This window comes from Planococcus lenghuensis, assembly GCF_001999905.1.
GTDB classification, from domain to species: Bacteria; Bacillota; Bacilli; order Bacillales_A; family Planococcaceae; genus Indiicoccus; species Indiicoccus lenghuensis.
In genome coordinates this window covers 342,710-362,885 of sequence record NZ_CP019640.1, presented here as the reverse complement: position 1 = coordinate 362,885, position 20,176 = coordinate 342,710, and the positions used below count along the sequence as shown (strand labels likewise).

General features: G+C 47.8%; 24 protein-coding genes. 6 read left to right on the top strand and 18 right to left on the bottom strand.

The features are described from left to right. Nucleotides 1-10: 10 nt before the first annotated feature. Nucleotides 11-1,087, bottom strand: a complete 1,077-nt coding sequence (locus B0X71_RS02005; protein WP_077587889.1) for an NAD(P)H-dependent flavin oxidoreductase — start codon at nucleotides 1,085-1,087, stop codon at nucleotides 11-13. A gap of 133 nt (nucleotides 1,088-1,220) precedes the next feature. Between B0X71_RS02005 and B0X71_RS02000 the strand changes: the two genes are divergently transcribed. Next, on the top strand, nucleotides 1,221-1,418 hold the full coding sequence (locus B0X71_RS02000) for a hypothetical protein (protein WP_077587888.1): 198 nt from the start codon (nucleotides 1,221-1,223) through the stop codon (nucleotides 1,416-1,418). Between the two features lie 130 nt (nucleotides 1,419-1,548). On the opposite strand, the gene abc-f is transcribed toward B0X71_RS02000, so the two are convergent. Both abc-f and B0X71_RS20795 read right to left on the bottom strand, forming a co-directional pair. Next, nucleotides 1,549-3,186, bottom strand: coding sequence for a ribosomal protection-like ABC-F family protein (abc-f, locus tag B0X71_RS01995; RefSeq protein WP_077587887.1), 1,638 nt, complete (start codon nucleotides 3,184-3,186; stop codon nucleotides 1,549-1,551). Nucleotides 3,187-3,287: 101 nt separating this feature from the next. Continuing rightward, a complete protein-coding gene (locus B0X71_RS20795) occupies nucleotides 3,288-3,425 on the bottom strand; it encodes a hypothetical protein (RefSeq protein ID WP_156889773.1) in 138 nt (45 codons plus the stop codon). A gap of 161 nt (nucleotides 3,426-3,586) precedes the next feature. Between B0X71_RS20795 and B0X71_RS01990 the strand changes: the two genes are divergently transcribed. Continuing rightward, complete coding sequence (locus tag B0X71_RS01990; protein WP_077587886.1) at nucleotides 3,587-3,919, top strand: hypothetical protein; 333 nt, start codon at nucleotides 3,587-3,589, stop codon at nucleotides 3,917-3,919. On the opposite strand, the gene B0X71_RS01985 is transcribed toward B0X71_RS01990, so the two are convergent. From B0X71_RS01985 to B0X71_RS01975, 3 genes are all read right to left on the bottom strand, one after another. Then, a complete protein-coding gene (locus B0X71_RS01985) occupies nucleotides 3,909-4,430 on the bottom strand; it encodes a GrpB family protein (RefSeq protein ID WP_332309472.1) in 522 nt (173 codons plus the stop codon). The two genes, B0X71_RS01990 and B0X71_RS01985, sit on opposite strands and share 11 nt — an antisense overlap. A gap of 31 nt (nucleotides 4,431-4,461) precedes the next feature. Next, on the bottom strand, nucleotides 4,462-4,917 hold the full coding sequence (locus B0X71_RS01980) for a GNAT family N-acetyltransferase (RefSeq protein WP_332309460.1): 456 nt from the start codon (nucleotides 4,915-4,917) through the stop codon (nucleotides 4,462-4,464). 259 nt (nucleotides 4,918-5,176) lie between these two features. Further along, nucleotides 5,177-5,755 carry a biotin transporter BioY gene (locus B0X71_RS01975; protein WP_077587883.1) on the bottom strand — a complete coding sequence of 193 codons (579 nt, stop codon included), beginning with the start codon at nucleotides 5,753-5,755 and terminating at the stop codon, nucleotides 5,177-5,179. Between the two features lie 298 nt (nucleotides 5,756-6,053). On the opposite strand from B0X71_RS01975, the gene B0X71_RS01970 reads away from it, so the two are divergent. From B0X71_RS01970 to B0X71_RS01960, 3 genes are read left to right on the top strand one after another with little or no spacing between them, the layout of a single operon-like run. Beyond that, nucleotides 6,054-6,596 carry a DUF4247 domain-containing protein gene (locus tag B0X71_RS01970; protein ID WP_198038669.1) on the top strand — a complete coding sequence of 181 codons (543 nt, stop codon included), beginning with the start codon at nucleotides 6,054-6,056 and terminating at the stop codon, nucleotides 6,594-6,596. Nucleotides 6,597-6,632: 36 nt separating this feature from the next. Next, on the top strand, nucleotides 6,633-7,064 hold the full coding sequence (locus tag B0X71_RS01965) for a DUF350 domain-containing protein (RefSeq protein ID WP_077587881.1): 432 nt from the start codon (nucleotides 6,633-6,635) through the stop codon (nucleotides 7,062-7,064). A 32-nt stretch (nucleotides 7,065-7,096) separates the two neighbouring features. Beyond that, a complete protein-coding gene (locus B0X71_RS01960; RefSeq protein ID WP_077587880.1) occupies nucleotides 7,097-8,659 on the top strand; it encodes a polyamine aminopropyltransferase in 1,563 nt (520 codons plus the stop codon). Between the two features lie 105 nt (nucleotides 8,660-8,764). Here the strand turns inward: B0X71_RS01960 and B0X71_RS01955 are convergent, their stop codons facing one another. From B0X71_RS01955 to B0X71_RS01910, 10 genes are all read right to left on the bottom strand, one after another. Continuing rightward, nucleotides 8,765-9,550 (bottom strand): LysM peptidoglycan-binding and 3D domain-containing protein, encoded by a 786-nt coding sequence (locus tag B0X71_RS01955; RefSeq protein ID WP_077587879.1) that lies wholly within the window; start codon nucleotides 9,548-9,550, stop codon nucleotides 8,765-8,767. Between the two features lie 396 nt (nucleotides 9,551-9,946). Continuing rightward, nucleotides 9,947-10,936, bottom strand: coding sequence for an NAD(P)/FAD-dependent oxidoreductase (locus tag B0X71_RS01950; protein WP_198038668.1), 990 nt, complete (start codon nucleotides 10,934-10,936; stop codon nucleotides 9,947-9,949). Between the two features lie 136 nt (nucleotides 10,937-11,072). Further along, on the bottom strand, nucleotides 11,073-11,801 hold the full coding sequence (locus B0X71_RS01945; protein ID WP_077587878.1) for an amino acid ABC transporter ATP-binding protein: 729 nt from the start codon (nucleotides 11,799-11,801) through the stop codon (nucleotides 11,073-11,075). Beyond that, on the bottom strand, nucleotides 11,798-12,442 hold the full coding sequence (locus B0X71_RS01940) for an amino acid ABC transporter permease (protein ID WP_077587877.1): 645 nt from the start codon (nucleotides 12,440-12,442) through the stop codon (nucleotides 11,798-11,800). Before B0X71_RS01940 ends, B0X71_RS01945 begins: the two co-directional genes overlap by 4 nt. A gap of 55 nt (nucleotides 12,443-12,497) precedes the next feature. Continuing rightward, nucleotides 12,498-13,283, bottom strand: a complete 786-nt coding sequence (locus tag B0X71_RS01935; RefSeq protein ID WP_077590859.1) for a transporter substrate-binding domain-containing protein — start codon at nucleotides 13,281-13,283, stop codon at nucleotides 12,498-12,500. A 197-nt stretch (nucleotides 13,284-13,480) separates the two neighbouring features. Continuing rightward, the gene (locus B0X71_RS01930; RefSeq protein ID WP_232336827.1) at nucleotides 13,481-13,879 is read right to left on the bottom strand and encodes a DUF2512 family protein; all 399 of its coding nucleotides are present in this window, start codon (nucleotides 13,877-13,879) and stop codon (nucleotides 13,481-13,483) included. 101 nt (nucleotides 13,880-13,980) lie between these two features. Next, complete coding sequence (locus B0X71_RS01925) at nucleotides 13,981-14,517, bottom strand: isoprenylcysteine carboxyl methyltransferase family protein (RefSeq protein WP_077587875.1); 537 nt, start codon at nucleotides 14,515-14,517, stop codon at nucleotides 13,981-13,983. Further along, complete coding sequence (locus B0X71_RS01920; protein ID WP_077587874.1) at nucleotides 14,514-15,584, bottom strand: type III polyketide synthase; 1,071 nt, start codon at nucleotides 15,582-15,584, stop codon at nucleotides 14,514-14,516. The genes B0X71_RS01925 and B0X71_RS01920 overlap by 4 nt, the downstream gene beginning before the upstream one ends. 128 nt (nucleotides 15,585-15,712) lie before the next feature. Then, a complete protein-coding gene (locus B0X71_RS01915; RefSeq protein ID WP_077587873.1) occupies nucleotides 15,713-16,582 on the bottom strand; it encodes a general stress protein in 870 nt (289 codons plus the stop codon). A gap of 51 nt (nucleotides 16,583-16,633) precedes the next feature. Then, nucleotides 16,634-17,350, bottom strand: a complete 717-nt coding sequence (locus B0X71_RS01910) for a type 1 glutamine amidotransferase domain-containing protein (RefSeq protein WP_077587872.1) — start codon at nucleotides 17,348-17,350, stop codon at nucleotides 16,634-16,636. Nucleotides 17,351-17,512: 162 nt separating this feature from the next. Here B0X71_RS01910 and B0X71_RS01905 point away from each other — a divergent pair, with 162 nt between their 5' ends. Beyond that, nucleotides 17,513-18,613 carry an S-layer homology domain-containing protein gene (locus B0X71_RS01905; RefSeq protein WP_077587871.1) on the top strand — a complete coding sequence of 367 codons (1,101 nt, stop codon included), beginning with the start codon at nucleotides 17,513-17,515 and terminating at the stop codon, nucleotides 18,611-18,613. Between the two features lie 41 nt (nucleotides 18,614-18,654). Here the strand turns inward: B0X71_RS01905 and B0X71_RS01900 are convergent, their stop codons facing one another. After that, nucleotides 18,655-19,089: a YaiI/YqxD family protein gene (locus B0X71_RS01900; protein WP_077587870.1), complete on the bottom strand. Its 435-nt coding sequence runs from the start codon at nucleotides 19,087-19,089 to the stop codon at nucleotides 18,655-18,657. After that, nucleotides 19,086-20,165: a mechanosensitive ion channel family protein gene (locus B0X71_RS01895; RefSeq protein ID WP_077587869.1), complete on the bottom strand. Its 1,080-nt coding sequence runs from the start codon at nucleotides 20,163-20,165 to the stop codon at nucleotides 19,086-19,088. Before B0X71_RS01895 ends, B0X71_RS01900 begins: the two co-directional genes overlap by 4 nt. Nucleotides 20,166-20,176: the final 11 nt, after the last annotated feature.

The following is a 20,176-nucleotide window of genomic DNA, read 5'->3' as shown; positions in this document are numbered from 1 at the left end:
TCCACTTTAATCAAACATTACCGGTGACAGCTTCCGCTTCCCTGACAAGCCGCTGAATAATCGCCTCAGCAGAAGCTTCAGACTTAAGCGCACGGACCGACTGGCCAGCCCATAACGACATCATGCCAGCATGCCCCTCTTTAGCTGCAGCAGCCCGCAGCTCTTTTGTTAACGTGTTCTGAGAGGGGAATGGAAGCGGAGCTACTCCTGTGCTTTCAAATTCTTCAATGAACCGGTTGCGGATGCCACGGGCGGGCCGTCCTGAAAAACTCGTTGTGACCGCTGTACTTTCTTCCGTGGCAGCAAAAATAGCGTTTTTATGAGCCGGATGGGTACCGGCTTCTGTGGCTGTCAGAAACAAAGTTCCAGCCTGCACGCCGGATGCACCCAATATAAGGGATGCGGCCAACCCCCGGCCATCCACAATACCTCCCGCTGCAATCACCGGAATACGAAGCGCATCCGCTGTCTGTGGCACCAGCGACATAAGGCCGATCTGAGCACCATTTGGATGTTCGGCAAGCGAGAATGTTCCTCTGTGCCCGCCTGCCTCTGTGCCTTGAGCCACAACCGCATCCGCCCCCGCACTCTCAGCTGCCAATGCTTCCTCCACCGTCGTCACCATTACAATTACCTTTATTCCCTGCCGTTTTGCCTGCTCCATCCAGTCATCTTCCAACAGGCCGAACGCTGTACTGATCACAGGAATATTTAAATCCAGGCAAGCATTGAATTGGGCAAACCGGCGGTCAGGAGATGAATAGGAAGCTGCCGGTTCCCCCAGTCCCAATGCTGTTCTAAATGGCTTCAGCACTTCCTGAACTTCTTCCGTCCGACTGAAATCATCAGCCGGATGCGAAGCGAAAAAATTTACAGAAAAAGGTTTATTCGTCAATCCGCGGATTCGGTCCACGGCTTTGTGGATGGCATCCGGCTCCATGTAAGCCGCTCCAAGTGTCCCAAGCCCGCCTGCTCTGCTGACAGCAGCCACCAGTTCAGGGGTCGTCGATCCGCCGGCCATGCCAGCCTGGATAATCGGATAATTAATATCCAGTAATGCACAAAGGTCAGTTTTCAGTGTAATCACTTATCCTTCACTCCTTTTGAGCTGGAACTTTCTCTCTGGTCTGCCGTTCTTTATTAATGAATGCAGCACTGCTTTCAACTGCCGGGTCAGTAAAAATGCTGCACGGATTTTATGAGAAAAGGCGGAATCACTTATGAAAGAACTGGCTGTGCTGATTGCAGCAATCTTCGTTGCTTATTTGCTGGCTGCTGCTTTACCCGCAATCACCGACTTATCCCCTGAGCACATGCAGGTCGAAAGACGGCTGGATGCCTTTGTTCAAATTGAGAAAATTGAACTGCCGGAACATATGCTGGATACTGCCAGCACCTCCGAACCACCTTGTGACTGATTTACCCACCTGCCGCTTTACCGACCAGAAAGCAGGTGGGTCTCCAAGGCAGCGCCATGCTGATATACAATTACATATCTATTACCCGTTCTGTCGCCCGGTCAGTCCTTTATTTCCTGCGATTCAGCAGTTAATGCAGCGCTGCCGGCTCTTTCTTCTTCTCCCGGACAGCTGAGTAGGAGCCTTCAAAGCGCTCCAGCTCCTGATTTTCCAGCCAGTACGTCACCGGAAACAGCTTGTCGAGAAAATACCGATCGTGTGAGACAGCCAGGATCGTGCCGGGGAATTCAGCCAGTGCCTCTTCCATCACTTCTTTCGCTTCCAGATCCAAATGATTCGTCGGCTCATCCAAAATGAGCAGATTATGATTCCGGTGCATTAACTGTGCAAGCCGGAGTCGCATTCGTTCTCCCCCGCTCAGGGACTGTACAGGCTGGAACACCATGTTTCCGAAGAATAGAAATTTTGCCAGGAGATGACGGGCATCGTATTCTGCCACCGGCACGGCATCGCGGAATTCCTCAATGACCGACCGGCTGTCAGCCATCTCCAGTGTATGCTGCGACAGATAGCCTACTGACAAACCGCTTCCGATACGCACTTCCCCAGCATCTGCTTTCTCTGCTCCAATCAGCAGTCCAAGCAAAGTCGATTTCCCTGTCCCATTCGGACCGACAATGGCCGCACGTTCCCCACAGCGGATATGCATGGAGACATCATAAAACAACACCCGGTCTCCAAACGCTTTCCAGACATCGTGAAGCTGAAGAACATCTGTACCGCTCCGGTCCTGTACATCAAACTCCAGCGCCATCTGTTTTTTCGTTATCATTGGCCGGTCCAGCACCTCAATTCGGGCAAGTGCTTTTTCCATACTCTTTGCACGGCGGTAAAGCGCCGCATTAGGCGGATTTGACCGATTTGCCCAGTCCCGCAGCCGTTTAATGGATTCTTTCATCTTTTTGATCTTTTTCTGCTGATCCTGATACTGCCGAAATTCATTGAGCAGCCGGGCCTCCCGCTCCTTTACAAAAGCGGAATAGTTTCCCTTGTATACAATGAGATCCCCTTGATCAAGTTCCCATATGAATTGCGCAGTTTCATCCAGAAAATAGCGATCGTGGGAAACGATCAGCACTGCGCCGCTGTGATGGCTGATAAAGCTGGCAAGCCATTCAATGGACATGAGATCGAGATGGTTGGTCGGCTCATCGAGCAATAATAAATCAGGCGCCTGCAGCAATAGTTTCGCCAGCCCGACTTTTGTCCGTTCACCGCCGCTGAGCATTCCCCACTCTTTTTGTTTCAATTCATGGATTTTCAAGCCATTCAGCACTTGATCAATTCGCATGTCAATCTCATAACCGCCGTTTTGCATGAATTCTTCCTGAAGGGTGCCGTATTTGATTAAGAGACGCTCAGCTTCTGCAGCGTCTGAGGCGGCCATTCGCTTTTCCATTTCTTCCAGCCTTAATTGAAGAGCGGTAAGTTTTGAAAACACTTCCCGAAGAATCTCTTCTATACATTTATGGTCCGGAGCATCCGGGGACTGTTTTAATAAGCCGACGGTGCTCCCTTTCTTCCAAGTGACGGTTCCTTCAGCCGGTTTCAGTTTACCGGCCAATACATTCAGCAGCGTGGTTTTTCCCTCTCCATTTCTGCCGACCAATCCGATCCGCTGGCCTTCCCCGATCTCACCTCTAAGGCCATTGAAAAGTTTCTGTGCAGCCAAGTGACAAGTAATTTGCTGGAATTGTGTGACGACCATTTTTCTCTTCCTCCCGTTTTGAAGAGACTACGCCCACGAAAAAAAGGCATGCGCAGACCGCATGCCTTTTACTGTAAAACTCTTTGCAGGCAAGATGTCTCTCACTGGATTTGTTCACATATTGAAATTGAGTAAAAAAGGACAGACCGGTCCCGTTGCTCCATTTCAGTGAACGTAACGGCATGCAGAACATACAGAAATTCCTGGCTTTCTGACATGCGCGTTCCAGTGTGATTCATCTTCCCCACCTCCGATCTATCATTTCATATTATCATAGCCCGTTTTTCAGCATCCGTCAACGAATTCTGACAATTCAACCGGACTGACTTGCCTTCAGCATAGAAAAACAAGAAAACGGGTATAGCAGTACAGAACTTCACATGAACTGGAGGATTAACTGATGAATATATATGCTTTGCTGCTGACTGTCCTTCTGTTGCTCACCGGCTGTACTGCCGGTGAAAATGCGATCGTAGAAGAAGAGACGGAAGCCGAACAAGTGAATACCGATTTAACAGGTCTTCCCGAATACGCAGCATTGGCTGAAGAAATTGATCTTGAAGCTTTTGCAGCTGAAATCGAAAAGGATGATAAAGAAGACCGGATCATTTTCTTCTCCTCAGGAAGTGGTGAGCAGCTGTACAAAAGTACGTATACAAAGGAAGAAGGACGGCTTCAAATCACTTCACTGACTGATGAACAAATAGTTTTTGACGAAGTGCTCAGTCCATGAAATGTTTCTCGCCGCCAAATTCAGCCAAAGCTCTTTTTTCAATTGACGTCGCAACCGCTTCTTTTCCGGCAATATACTGCTCGATACTCCACGGGAAGGCCGCCGCCAGCTGGAGTTTCAGATTGCCATAGACTTCGGCTTCCGCCGGATGCTTCCGTAAATAATCGCGAAAAGCGAGATGGCGGCGGATTTCAGGGCTTCCTGCTTCATAGATATGCACGTGATGTGTACGTGCATCTCCCCCTTTTTGCAAATAGCGTCTCCCGGGAATGCCATTTTCCCCTTTCACCTCATAACCGAGCGATTCAAACTGCCGATTCAGCTTATCTATCTCGTGGATATCTTTTACTGTGGGCATAAGATCGATAACCGGTTTAGCCGCCAGCCCTTCGACTGCTGTGCTGCCAATATGGTGAACTGCCAGACACTGATCGCCCAGCACGACCCTTAATGCTTCCGCTTCTTCGCTGAATCGGCTTTTCCACCGCGGATCATATGGCAGAACTTCCACTTTACGCAAATTATCCCTCCTTAACTGAACGCTATGACTGCTCTTTCATTACCAGCCGATGCGTCACTTCCGGTTTTGCCGCTTCCCGTGTAAATCCATTTGCAAAGTAAAATCCGTCCGCACTCTCAGAATCTGTCCGCAGCACGAGCACATCAAACGATGACCGGGCGTGTTTGACGATGGCATTCAACAACTGACTGCCTATGCCTTGACGCCGGGCATTTTCCGATACGTAAAACCTTCTCAGTCTGCCTGTCCGGTCGTCGTCCGAAAACCGATCCCGGTTCAGTCCTCCTACTGCAATCAGTTGCCCTTCTTCATTCCAGACACCATACAGGACTTCTCCGGATGCTTTGAATGTATTTTTCCCGGACTCATACTCATCCACAAGTCTCCTTAAAAAGCGATACCCCTCTGCTTCGCTTTCTCCAACCAGTTTTTCCACCGTTGCCATATCCAGCTGGTCAATCCGCTTCAATTCTGTCATCATACATCCCTCCTTATTTCTAGTTTACGCCTTTTATGAAATAAAGCGAAAAAACAAAAGAAATCCGCTCAGATTGCCGCGAACTTCTTTACTGGAATTGTATTGAGTTGATTTAAAGAACGAAACAATTACAAACCGCTCCAGCCGCTCAAGGTGATGAGTAACTGCAGTTGCACCTGAAAGAAAGAGTGGAAAGCGTCCGCTTGAAGCGATTTCTCTTTGTCCAATACAGACTTTGGCGAAGAGCCACTTACTATAATTACTTATATTTTTGTACAATCGGTTTCAGCCGGTACCCAAAGATTCCAGCCATTACTGTCAGTAACAGATCCTTTGGCAACGGAGCTGCCATCCAAGTCCATGCCATTTTATATGAAAAAGCTTCCGGTGCCGCAAACCACAATTTATAGGCGGCGTACATCCAATTCGTTCCGAAACCATAATTGATCACCAAGCCAACAAGCGCTGCTGCGATAAATCCTTTCCTGGAAGGAAATCGCTCTGCAATTTTCCCGACGGCATAAGCCAATAGAATAAACGACAAAATGAAACCAAACGTTGGACTGATCAACGTATCGAGTCCGCCGGAGAATTGTGCAAATACACGGAGTCCAGCCAGTCCAATGAATGCATATACCGCCATGGCCAGCGCACCGACCCGGCTGCCCAGCAACAATCCCGCCAAAATGGCAAAAAAGGTCTGGAGCGTGATCGGCACACCGCCAACAACAAGAAATGAAGTGATATTGGCTCCGATCATCATTAACGCAGAAAACATTCCAATATGTACGAGCGTCAACGTTCTTGAATAATTTTCAGTTCTGACAGTTGTCGTCATGATTCTCCTCCTGCATGTTCGGTTAAATGCTACTGCATTCAGAATAGCCGACCCCCAAAAATGTGTCAATACTACACAGCGTATTAGTTAACACAAAAGAACAGAAAAAAATGAATTACAGAAAAACATGGAACCTGCGTTCTTTCTGTTCGTATTACTTTGGAGAAGCAGTCACTTGCTTCCGGTTTCCTGTTAGACTTAAGATATCATATCAATCAGACGGCGATAGGCGCAGCAGGCTGTCAGATCTGCAGAATGGCGAAGCGGCAGACTGCCGGCTGAAGAAAGGATGAATCGCATGAGACACAAATTGGGGCTTGCACTGATCATCATGACTCTTTTACTTGCCGGATGCGGCGCGGCATCGTTTATCGAGGATCAATATGCACTTGTTGATATTGTGACCGACGCCCAAGGTGAAGAATCCCGGGTTTACAGAGCCCCGGACAGCACAATTGCAGCTGTAGTGGCAGAAATCGATTCCCAGCTGCCGGCTGAGCAAATCAGTGAAGAAATCGACGGAAAAGTCGTCATGATTTACGAGGACCGCATCATTCAAGTCATGGAAGATGTATCCGGCACCGGTGATACATTAATCGAAGTATCCACTGAGGAATTCGTCGAAAACAATTACGGAACGAATTTCTTTCTGATTTATGGACTGGCCAGCCTTGCGGATGATTTCTTCGATATCAAGAAAAAGAAACAGGGCAGTTACCTGTACAGCGGATATATTAATAATGGCCGCTATATCAAAAACGCCGGCGGCACCGGTTCAATCCGTTTCGGCTCACCAGGCACAGACGGCATACGGGGCGGCGGCCCGGGTACAGGAAAGTAAATCGGCAAACCAACCGACCTACCGAGGAGGAAAAGCATGTTACAAGATATGTTAAACGAAGCATTCGGGGTTCCGGAACTGATCAATTCCGTCATTTATTTCACTGTGAGTTTTTTGCTCATGGTCATCTATATCTGGCTGTTTGAAAAGTTTTTTACAAAAGTGGACGATCAGGCAGAAGTTGCAAAAGGCAACCAGGCAGTGGCAAAAGTACTGACAGCGAAACGTATCAGTCTTGTGATCATCATGGCTGCCGCACTTTATGAGAATACCAATCCACTGGGTGTTGCCATATGGGCAACCATCGGCTTTATTATTCAAGTGGCCGTCTATAAATTCGTTGAATTGAAAACAGCTTATGACATGGAAGAACAGCTGGCGAAAGGAAATATCGCGGCCGCTCAATACTTGGGCGGATGGAGTATCGCGACTTCTGTATTGGTTGCATTTGCCGTCATTATTTCCTGATCTGACCAGGCCGCAGCAAATGAGGTGAAAATATGGCGATCACCAAAGAACAGCGCAAAAAAGTCAATAGCATCTATTTGTCATCCGGATTGGTCAGCATATGCGGGATTGTGTATCAGGTCTTATATGGCGCAGTAGGCAGTTATTTATTCGGCGATGGCGTTCTTTTTTACAGCATTACGATCGGCTTGTTTCTGATGGGCATGGGCATCGGGGCCATTTCGAGTGAACGGGTTCATAATGGATTGACGGACAGATTCATCCAGATTGAATATGCAATCGCCGTTATCGGCGGATTGTCGACATTGGGTGCCTTTTATACACTTGCCCATTACGGAACAGAAACGTCTCAGCTCTATATGTACCTGGTGATCACGCTAACCGGCGCATTAACAGGACTGGAACTGCCGATCCTGATCCGGAAAGCGGAAGCGATCGGTGAAGAATCCCGGAAAAGTGTGGCGCGCGTCCTGCTGACGGATTATGGTTTCAGCCTCATCGGGGCTGTCGGCTTTGCACTTGTGCTGCGGCCGTGGCTCGGACTCATCCAGACCGCTTTTTTCATTGCCATCATCAATATTTCCATCGCCATCTGGATTTCATTTCGCTTCCGGGATGAAATCAAGGCACCGGCTGTCTATCAGCTCATCGGCATTCTGCTGGCACTTGGTTTAATGACAGGTTTTCTCTACGGGGAAAAGTGGTCGAACGGATTCGAGGAACGTCTCTACGCGGATCCGATCGTCTATTCAGCTGACACGAATTATCAGCGCATCGTCATGACAAAAGAGCCCGGTGATATCCGTCTGTACCTGGATGGCCAATTGCAGTTTGCAGAATCGGATGAACACCGCTATCATGAAGCACTCGTGCATGTTCCGATGAGCCTGGCGGAACAGCGGTCGAACATCCTGCTGCTTGGCGGTGGAGACGGGATTGCCGTCCGGGAACTTCTGAAATATCCCGAGATCCAAACGATTGATGTCGTGGACCTCGATCCGGAAATGACCCGGCTGGCGACGGAACATGCGGAACTTCTCCGTATCAATCAAGGATCCTTGCTGCATGATAAAGTAACCGTCCATAACGCAGATGCCTACCAATTTCTATTGCAAAACCAGAACTGGTATGATGTCATCATCGCAGATCTCCCTGACCCGAATAACGAGGCACTGAATAAATTGTATACAGACGGATTTTACAAACTGATCCGCAATCACTTGAATCCTGGCGGTTTTGTTTCCATTCAGTCAACAAGTCCTCTTTTTGCAACAAAAGCGTATTGGACTATTTCCAAAACCGTTGAAGCTTCGGATATGACGGTTGAGAACTACCATGTGGACGTGCCCAGTTTTGGAAACTGGGGGTTCACCCTCGCCTCAAGGGAAGACTTTACAATGGAACAGATTTCACAGCTCGAATTGCAGGTGGAAACCGATTACCTGAAAGAGGAAATCATTCCAAGCTTATTTCATTTCGGAAAAGATGAAGATGAGGACATTCAGGATAACGGCCAGACCTTCGTGCTGGAAGCAAACACAATGAACCGGCCGATTTTGCTTAAACTCTATAGTGATGCCTGGCAGTACTATTGATAAGAGGGCAGGATTCCGGAAAAAGCAGAACAGGAAAACAAAACCAGGCACCCGTCAACTGACGGGTGCCTGGTTCATGTCTTATACTCTATTAACAATTACTGCTTAGTTAAGAATTTTAACAGTTACGTTCTGGCGTCCCCAAGCGAGCGCATCGCTGCGGTTAGGAATGAAAACATCGATTCTGTTTCCTTTGATCGCGCCGCCGATATCACCGGCAATAGCAGTGCCGTATCCTTCAACCCAGACCTTTGAACCGAGCGGGATGACTCTAGGATCTACTGCGATTACTTTTTGGTTCGGATTAGAGCGCAAGTCAATTCCTGTGTATGTGATTCCGGAACATCCAGTACAGAAAGCAGTGTATGCTGTCGCTTCCACTGTAAGTTCTCTTACAACATCAGATGAAGACTCTTTAGCTGGTGCCGGCGCTGGGGCCGCTTCTACTTTTTGCGGTGCAGATGATGAAACACCTTTTACTGCAGTACCGCCTGATACTGTCAGTTTATCACCCGGATAAATCCAGTGGCTTGTCAGGCCGTTCCAGCTCATCAGATTATCAAGAGAGATTCCATGTTTCGATGCAATCCGGTACAATGTATCACCGGAAACGACTGTGTATGTGGAAGCAGATGATTGCTCCTTTGCCGCCGGCTGTGATGCCTTTTCTGTTCCAGTAGGTTCTACAACGAGCTTCTGGTTTGGATAGATCAGGTTTGAGGAAAGATCGTTCCAATCCTTCAGCTGGCTCACTGTTACATCATTTGCTTGGGAAATTCCCCAAAGTGTATTTCCCCATTCGACTGTAACAGTGTTGGCTGCAGAAGCCTGACTCGCAACTCCGACACTCAAAGCGGCAGCAGCAGTTAAGGCAATCAATTGCTTTTTCATAAAATAAATTCCTCCTTCATGATTATGTACAGGTAACGTTCACTAAGGAGAATGATATCACCTGAACATTGCAGAACAATGACAGGACGTCGGATGGGAGTTAACAATTCCATTACGCGATTGCCTGTAATATTACGTACTGTAACAAAACCACTCCTTTCTGTAATATTTATTAGGTAAAATGACCTAATATGGCAATTAACTGCCTGAAAACTAAAAATCCCCCATGCCTATAGCAGGGGATTTACATAATCCATTTTATTATAAGCACCAATTCGACTAGCTGCAGAAAGGCAATTCACGAACAGACTTGCCTCTTTTTATAGTTCTGCTGTCCATGGAATGAAGTCAAGAGTAATTTTTTCGTAACAATGCATTTTGTTCTGCGTGCACCGCTTACTTGAAGACGTTTGTACTATGGAGCGGCTGAACACGTGATTTCGGATCAAGGTAAGTTTTTGCATTATTGACAGCAATCGGCGCTTCTCCCAGCCCGACAGCGATCAGCTTTACTTTCCCTTCATAAGTGCAGATATCACCTGCTGCATAGATGCCTTCAATATTTGTTTCCATTTGTGTATTGACCAGAATTGAATTTTTCTCCATCTCAAGTCCCCATTCTTTGATAGGGCCGAGCGATGTAACGTTGCCATAATTTACAACAACATGATCCGCTTCGATCCGTTCTTCGTTTCCTTCTTTATCGATCAGTACAATTGCTTCCACTTGTCCGTCAGTTCCGATCAGTTCCTTTACACCGAATGGCACTTTCATTTCCACCTTGGATTCCCGCATCTGCTGAACATTCGCTTCGTGTGCAGTGAACTTTTCGCGGCGGTGACTGAGCGTTACGTGAGCCGCGACTCCTTCAAGCATCATTGCCCAGTCGACCGCAGAATCCCCTCCACCAAGCACTACCACTTTCTTGTCATGGAAAATACTCAAATCCTTTACCCCGTAATGGAGTGAAGTCCCTTCAAACTGCTTGGCATCTTCAACCTGCAGCTTCCGGGGTTGAAAAGAACCTACTCCTCCTGTAATCAAAATGGATCGGGAATAATGGACGCCTTTGTTGGTGGTCAATGTAAAATGATCGCCTGTCCGCTCAACTCCGGATACGGTCTCTTCCAGTCCAACTTCAGGTTTACTGTACTGAGCCTGACTGACCAGGTTATCTACGAGATCTTTTGCCAGGATTTTCGGAAAGCCGCCGACGTCATATATATATTTATCCGGATACAACTCAACCAGCTGGCCCCCAAGCTGCGGAAGACTATCGATAATTTTCACTGACATTTTCCGCATCCCGCCATAGAAAGAGGCGAACAGGCCGGTCGGGCCGCCGCCGATAATTGTAATATCAAATATTTCCTGCTCTTCCACCATCAACACTCCCTGTATTCTATACTCTGTCTTATCCTACCACAAAATGAATAATACACTCTATAATTTAACCGGTTGCGGGAAACACAAAAAAGCGGCGGCGCCCCATGTCTCATAAGGCACCGCCGCTTGGACAGATCTACAGGATTTTACTCAGAAACGCCTGCGTCCGCTCTTCCTGCGGCCGTTCGAATAATTCGGCCGGCACATTTTCCTCTACGATATAGCCGCCGTCCATGAAAATGACGCGATCGCCCATTTCCCTGGCAAATCCCATTTCATGGGTGACAACTACCATCGTCATCCCTTCTATCGCCAGCTGCTTCATGACTTCAAGCACATCTCCGACCATTTCCGGATCAAGCGCTGATGTCGGTTCATCAAACAGCATGATTTTCGGGTCCATGGCAAGCGCCCGCGCAATAGCGACCCGCTGCTTCTGCCCGCCCGACAATTCTGCGGGATATGCTTTTGCTTTCTCCGAAAGACCAACTTTATCCAGCAGTTCCATCGCTTTTTGTTCTGTCGCTTTTTTATCCTTTTTCTTCAGCTTCATAGGAGCCAATGTTACATTCTCCAGGACAGTCTTATGGGGAAACAGATTGAACTGCTGGAACACCATGCCGACTTCCTGCCGGATTTTATTGATATCCAGTTTTGGATCTGTGATATCTTTCCCTTCAATGTAAACATGTCCGCCCGTGATGCTCTCCAGCCGGTTCAGACAGCGAAGGAATGTACTTTTGCCGGAACCCGAAGGGCCGATGACACATACTACTTCCTGCGGCTCAATGACAGCATTAATGTCCTTCAGCACTTCTAAATCACCAAACGACTTTTTGAGGTTTTCCACTCGAATCATTGTCATCTCATCTCAAACTTCCTTTCAGCAAAATCCGCGAGGAGTGACAGCAGGTAAATCACGATAAAGTACATGACACCGACAACAAACCAAATACTGAAATAGTCAAACGTTGCATTAGCCGCAATCCGGCCCTGCTGTGTCAATTCGGCAATTCCGATGACAGACAGAAGTGACGTATCCTTCAGTGAAATGATCGCCTGGTTTGTAAATGCGGGCAGCATCCGCCGGAATGCCTGCGGCAAAATGATATACCGCATGTTTTGAGTGGCATTCAGACCAAGCGATCTCGCCGCCTCTGTCTGCCCCTTGTCGATCGACTGAATTCCCGCTCGAATGATCTCCGCATAATAAGCACCCGCGTTAATTGCGACAGTTAAAATACCGGCCGATACTCTGCCGAATGATATAAACTCCAGCATATTCAGTCCGAAGTAAATAAAGAATAACTGGACGATGAATGGCGTGCCGCGGATGGCATCCACATAAATCTTCGCAATCCAGTTCAGAATTTTGGAAGGCGCCAGCCGCAAAAGTGCGACGAGAAGCCCAAGAGCAAATCCGATGACAATGGCAATGAAAAATATGTAAAGCGTGAATTGCAGCCCTTCCCATAAATACGGCAGGGCATTCATAATATTCTCCATGGCAGACCATCCTTTCTACAAAAATACAGCGCGCTTTCGCGCGCTGCCTGTGACCTTACTCTTCTAAATATGTGTTGAGGATTTCATCATACTCGCCGCTCTCACGGAGTTCGGCAAGGCCTGCGTTGATCTGTTCAAGAAGCTCCTGGTTTTCACCCTTTAACACGGCGATTCCGTACTGGTCCCCGTTCAGGCGCTCTCCGACTGTTTTCAGCGGGAGATCACTTTCAGAAATTGCATAAGCAATAACCGGATAATCTTCAATCAGTACATCTGCATTGCCGTTAGCCACTTCCTGGAACATGGATGGGCTGTCTTCGAATTGCACGACATCAAATCCATACTCATCTGCGTTATCACGGGCAAACTGCGCACCCGTCGTTCCATTTTTAACCGCTACAGTTGCGCCTTCCAAGTCTTCAAGAGAAGTAATCTCTTCGTTATCCTCGTTTACAACCAGCGTTAAACCTGCATCGAAATACGGCTCGGAAAAGTCAACCACTTCTTTTCGTTCATCTGTAATACTCATTCCTGCGATCGCTACGTCAAGCTGACCTGCCTGCATGGCTGGAATGATACCTGCAAAATCCATCGGTTCCAGTTCAATTTCAAATCCTTGATTTTCTGCAATGGCATTAATGAGATCGATATCAATTCCCTTGTACTCGCCATCAACTTCATACTCGAACGGTGGATACGTCGTATCAATACCAACCCGGTACACTTCTGCCGCCTCTTCGCCTTCGCCTTCAACGACTGCAGCTTCTTCTTCGCCTTCGCCGCACGCAGCAAGCACAAGCAGGACGCTGACCAGCAAGGCCAATAAAGACCATTTCTTCATCATGCTTTATTCCCCCTTATTTAAATAGTTAGAACAATTATTAATATACCATACCTCCGGATCAGTGTTCTAGGTTTTCCCGCAGTCTAATCGCCGCCGTTTCCATTCATTCAGCATTTCTGATGGATTTTTCAAAAAATAGAAAAAAGACCACAGGCCTCTCTTTAGTGAAGAGATTGCCTGTGATCAAACGCTCCTCAGGATTCACCTTGCGGATTTCCATGACTGATACGTTCGGTCAGAACTTTTCTGTCAATGTACATATGGTAAAACCATTCGCCTATAGCAAGTACGACAGAGGCGACAAGTGCTGCCAGCAGAAGATCGACCTCCGGCTCCACCATAACGATTCCCAGCCACCAGATTAAGACAAATGCAAATAGAAGATCTGAAACTGTCGCAATCAGGTTTCGTCTTTTATGATCGGCTTTTGCGCCAGCGTGCCCGAAAATCATAAGATCTCCCACGATGTAAGCAAGCAGCGTCAATAATGCACTTAGCCAAAGCGTGGCATCCCACTCAACTTCAAAAAGCCAGGTCAGAACCACGGACAATACAATGGCCACCATTATAAACTTCAGCAGAAGAGCCTTCACATGAACCAATGCGTTTCCCTCCCTTCCTTTTCCTGTCATTCGCTTTATACCCTGTTTTGCTCCAATCAACCGCATTCAACCAGAAAAAATGGAAGCATTTCCTATACCTTGGTCGCCTTGTTTGATGAATCGTTCAGAAGTTCAAGTGCTTTTTCTTCCGCCGGAATACGAACGAGTAACAGAAGCAAGGCATTGGCGATTGTAAAAGTAACAGCTGTCCGCCAAGCGCCAAAAATCAGCGGCAGCGAAAAAATTTCCAATGCTACTACTATGTAATTGGGATGCGGCAGCCAGCGGTAAGGCCCTCGCTGCACACGATCAGCACCGGGTAACACCAAGATTTTTGTATTCCAGAACCGCCCCAGTGAGACAAGTGCCCAAACCCGCAAAATTTGCGCAATAATAAACAGCACAAGAAAAAATTGCCAGACCGGCAGCCGCTCGGTATCAAGCCACAGGACTTCCAAAAGCAAGGCGGCAAAAAACAGCACATGAAGCAGGACGATCCACTTGTAATGACTTGCCCCTGCTTCAATGGCTCCTTTTTCCTTCATCCATTTTTCGTTTGCCCGGGCATACAGTACTTCAAGCAGCCGCTGGGCAATGACAATCACAACTAATATGAAGAAGAATGTCATGCATCCATCGCTCCCCATTCCAGCCATACAAGTTCTGAACTGAAACCTGGTCCCAACGCAGTCAGCAGTCCTTCTGAATTGTGTTTGGGCTGCTGTTCCATAAACTCTTTCAAGACATATAACACAGTCGGCGAAGACATATTTCCGTACCGCGCCAGCACATTTCGGGATATATCCGTCTTTTCCGTGTCGATCTCCAGTGCATTTTCATACGCTGTCAGCACTTTCTTGCCGCCGGGATGAGCGATAAAGTGATTGATGTTGCCAGGCACTTTACCGATGGCAGTCAGAAATTCATCGACATTCGGCTTCAGCCAATTCTCGATAATACTTGGAATATCCCGTGAAAATACAACATGGAGTCCTTCATCCTTCACATCCCATCCCATGACTTCTTCGGAATCCGCCATCAGGGTCGATTGGGTCGCTTGTGTAAAAAAGCCTTCTCCCTCGATGTCAGCCTGTTCACCTGTAACAAGTGCACAAGCAGCTCCATCTGCAAACAGGGAAGTGCCGACCAGATTACTTTTTGACACATCGCTGCGCTGGAACGTGAGGCTGCAAAGTTCAATACATAAAACCAGCACTTTCGCTTCAGGGTAAGCCAGACAATAATCATGGGCCCGACTGATGCCTGCCGCTCCGCCTGCACAGCCCAGTCCCCATAGCGGAATCCGTTTTACATGAGAAGGGAATTTCAACTGATTCATGATACGCGCATCAATTGTTGGCGTGGACATACCGGAGCTCGAGACAAAGATAAAGGCATCAACATCATCTTGTGAAACCCCTGCATCCTGCAGACAGCGCTCGACAGCCCGGCTTCCCATTGCTAATGCCTCGTCTATATAGCGCTGGTTTTTCTCCTCGAGCCCCCGTTCCTTTTCAAACCATTCCAACGGTGCTGCAAAATAGCGGTTTTCAATTTCGCCGTTATCAAATACTTTCAGCAGCCGTTCGATATCAGAAAAATGTTCACCGAATAAATTCCGTACCACTTCCACTGTTCGCTGCTGATCTACTTTATACGGAGCGTTTTCTGTTGTGACATTACGGATAAATGGCATTTGACCTCTTCCTTTCCTGCTGTATGTTCGAGTACTTGTGCTACTGTTTTTCCCTTAATACCGATTTCTTACACCCAGGTGTAAAAAAAGCTGCTCCCGGCGGGAACAGCTTCATAAACAGAGCTATTTTATTTTCGTCGGCCGCGGTCATCATCCAAGTCAACGGTTCGGCCATCATCCATACGTCCTCTTCCGAGATCTTTTTCTGTAAGCGGATCACGGCCGGTTCCAATCGTCCGTTCATCATCCACTCGACCTGGCGCTAAGTCTTCACCGGTAACCGGATGGCGTTCATCTCCTCCGACTACGTCGCTCGCTATCAGGTTCCGATCACCCAGCACTGCATCCGGTTCTTCTCCGTACGCTCCACCTCCGGCACCGCGTCCTGCGTTCGCCGGCTTCCCGGTGAATGTTTCCTGCCCCGGCAAATCATCGCCTTCACGGTACACTTTTTTGCCGCCGACATACCGGGTGTCCGCTTGGTCTTCAGCGAAAGTTTCCCGGCGTTCTGCGGTAATCCCTCTCGTATCCGCTTCATCCCGCACCGGGATACCACCCGGTCTTTCTTCAACCAACACCAGAATTTTGCCCTGATTCACATGCTCTTCGTACTCGTGCGCTTCGTCTTCCGGCACACCCATGCCGATCAACGCGCCTGCCAGTCCGCCTACACCGGCACCGGCTGCTGCTCCGGCCAGTCCGGCTGCAATCGGTCCAGCAGCCAATACCGGTCCGATACCGGGAATAGCCAAGGCACCAATGCCTGCAAGTACACCGCCGATACCGCCGATAGCTCCACCGGCCAAAGCACCAGCCGCCGCACCTTCACCCGCTTCTGTATCAGTCTCTTCCGTGATGTGCTCTGTTTCCGCCCGATCTTTACTGATGACTGAGATCTGGTCCGCCCGATATCCCTGCTCTTTCAGATCCTCGATTGTACGGATCGCTTCCCGTTCATTTTCGTAATATCCTACTACTGCATGATTCTGGTCTGCCATGTTGCATCCCTCCTGTAAGTCATGCTTTAATGCATCGCTTCTCCTATAAGTTTACCCTTCACTTTTTTGCAGTAAACCCGGAGCCGCCCCATCCAGCTGATGCACCACCCGTCTTGCCACACCTTTTACCGAAGCTGGATTCTGACCGGTGATGAGCCGGCCGGATTCAGTTATACAAGCTCCGAACGGCAGTGTGGATTGTCTAAAAATCGTCCCTCTTGCTTTCAGCCGCTGTTCCAGTGAAAAAGGAAGGTGGTTATATAATCCGATCACCTTCTCTTCAATGTCTGCGAAACCGGTCACCACATGGCCATCAAGCAAATAGCGGCCATCTGATAATTGGACATCCAAAAGTGCAGCAGGTCCATGGCAAACGGCTGAAACGATGCCGCCATTTTCATACACTGTACGGATAATCCGGTGCAGCGCTTTGTTATCCGGGAAATCCTCCATTGTTCCATGACCGCCTGCAAAGTAAATAGCTGCATACTCGTCCGGATTCACTTCATCCGGTGTTCGCGGGTTCCAGAGTTGTTGCATAAAGCTTTCGTTCAAATAATATGAACGGGTTTCTTTTGAAGGCAGCATCGCCGCCAGGCTTCTCGGATCAATCGGTACCCGGTCCGGTCCAGTACTTATGACATCTACCATGTACCGGTTCTTCATTACATCATAGAAACCAGTCAGTTCACCGAACCAGAGACCGGTTTTTTTAAAGTCTTTTCCGAGTGCCGCAGCATTGGTAACCACAGCTAATATCTTCTGCATTCCCAGTCCCCCATTTCATATGAATTCCCTTTTTTCTTTGTTCCCTATTCTTCCTAATAATATTCAATTAATTGCCATAAAAATGATGTCTGAATATATAGATAATTTTATATCTGACGTTGTTGAAGTGTGATAAACTGAACCTAAAAGGGGAGGGTTATCATGAAAACGATTCTTTCTCTCATTGCTGCTGTGCTCCTGATTGTCGGTGCTTTCATTTCCCCTGCTTTCGCTGTCGTCAGTTTTGATGATGTAGAGATGGATCACTACTTCGCCGATGATGTGATTTTTTTGCATGCAGAAGGCATTGTCAACGGTTATCCGGATGGGACGTTCCGCCCCCACGATGAAATCACCCGAGCGCACGCAGTTGCGATGCTTGGGCGAGCACTCAAACTCGATGACACGCAGCGCGCCACCGACTTTTCAGATGTAGCAGCAAGCAATCCGTTTTCAGGCTATATTGACGCTGCAACGGAACTGGGAATCATTCGCGGCTATCCCGATGGTACTTTTCGGCCGAATGAAAAAATCAGTCGGGCACATGTCGCGTTGATTCTTGAACGTGCACTTGACTTTCCAGATGTTTTTCAAGAGCCCTTCTCAGATGTAGTACCAAGTATGGAAGCATACGAAGCCATAGCACAACTTGCCAATTTCGGAGTTGCCCAAGGTTTTCCGGACGGAACTTTTGGGCCTAATCTCAAAGTGACCCGCGGCCAATTCGCAGCGTTTTTGGCCCGGTCTATCGAACCATCTTTCATCCCAGGAAAACAAGAACTTTTGGAGACGGCAAACGACATCCTCGTATACCTGGAAAATGAAAATTTTGATGCGGTGGAAGATTATGTGGACGATGAAGGCCTGACGTTCTGTCCATTCGCCGGCGGCTGCATCGATGATGGCGGTGTAACCATGACAGAAGAAGAAGTTGAAGATTTCATGGACAATACGACTACTTATTTATGGGGCTATGAAGCCGGTAGCGGATTTGAAATCAATTTGACTCCCGCTGGATACTATGATAAATATTTAATGAATGCTTCTTACGAAGAGAAGGAAATGTATGGACGGGAGGGACATCCGTCGACCCGTGAATTGGTTCGGAAAGCTTTTCCGGAAGGAACCGTCGTTGAATTCTACTATCCTGGAACAGAAGAGTACGGCTACATGGATTGGCAGAGTCTCAACATGGTCTTTGAGGAAGAACAGAACGGAGAATGGACATTAATCGCATTGGTAAATGACCGCTGGACGCCGTAAAGTCAGTAAAAACCCGGACAATTTGCTGTCCGGGTTTTTAATCACGCTTTCGTTAGAATATTCTCCAGGTTTTCCCGGAATTTCCGGTTGTCTTCCGGCCGACGTTTTTTCGGTCCTTTCAATCGACCGCCAGATTGCCGGATTTTTTTTGCCGTATGCCGGCTATAGAGCAACTGGTCGATATTGTCATCAGAATACACGCGGCCGTTCTGATCAATAGGCACACCCCTTTTGGCCAATGTCATGGCGGCAAGCCCATAATCCTGTGTCACGACGATGTCTCCAGGTTGGACCCGGTTAACCAGCACAAAATCTACGGCATCCGCTCCTTTTGATACGGTGATCGTCTCGGCCCCCTCCCGCTGCATGATGTGTGAAGTGTCACATATCAGCAAAACCGGGAGTCCGGCGGCTTTTGCCATTTCAATCGTTTCCGTGATGACCGGACAGCCATCTGCATCGATCAATACTTTCATTTGCTGTCACCTTCTCTATCACTATTCTGTCTGTTCCAGTTTTCTACAAGTTTTATGTCATTATCGATAAATAAGTGTGCGATTGCATGCCGCAGCAGGCTTTCCATCTTTTCTTTCGTTTCAACATCAAGCACCCGGACTTCCACCTGAAAATCCAGTGCGGAATTTCGAAAATCGATGAATTGGACTTCGGGCTGTTCGACAGGCACACCCAATGTCTTCTCAACTTCCTGCTCTGCCGCCTTCATGAGAAGCTGTTCAACTTTTTTTGTATCATTGCCATATGCCACACTGACAGTCACCCGCGCAAACAGCTGTGCACTGGAGCGGTTTTTAACAATCTGTTCGATAAAGTATTGATTTGGCACAACCAGTGTTCCATCTTTCAATGTTTCCACAACTGTTGACCGCAGTTTGATTTTTGAAATCCGGCCAATTTTTTTATCAATCTCCACCAATTCTCCCACTTCCATCGGCCGTTCAAAGAGAATGATAATGCCGGATACGAAATTCGCTGCAATATTGCGCATGCCAAAACCGATTCCGATTCCAAGTACACTGAAGATAACCCCTACTGCTGTGAGATCCAATCCGGCTGTTGTAAAACTGATAATAAGCGCCAGAAACATCACCGTATAATAAATAATGCGATTCATCGTATACCGCATGCCAGACTCCACGCTGAATTGTTCATACACAAATGGCATCACATAGCGGTTCACCGCCTTAACAAGCCGATTGGCAAGCGTCACAATCATAACGGCAATCACAATCAGAAACAGTGAAATCTGCACGCCTTCCGTCTCATAAAAAGCATCCGTGAGCCAATACTCCTCTGAAAAATAAAAAAGAAACAGCAGAATTGCACCATAGAAAGCCAACGCATTGACCACATCTTTTATAACCGGAAATGTCTTCTTCCGGAAGTCTTCTGAACGGAAAGAGAATTTGAGCAGGCGGAGGATGACTGCTTTTACAGCAAAAATCACAAATAGATACACAAAAAACCAAAGCACCGCTGACAATGAAAGATCTCTCAAAAACTCAAATTCCTCAAACAATCGGATTCTCTCCACGCTGTCCCTCC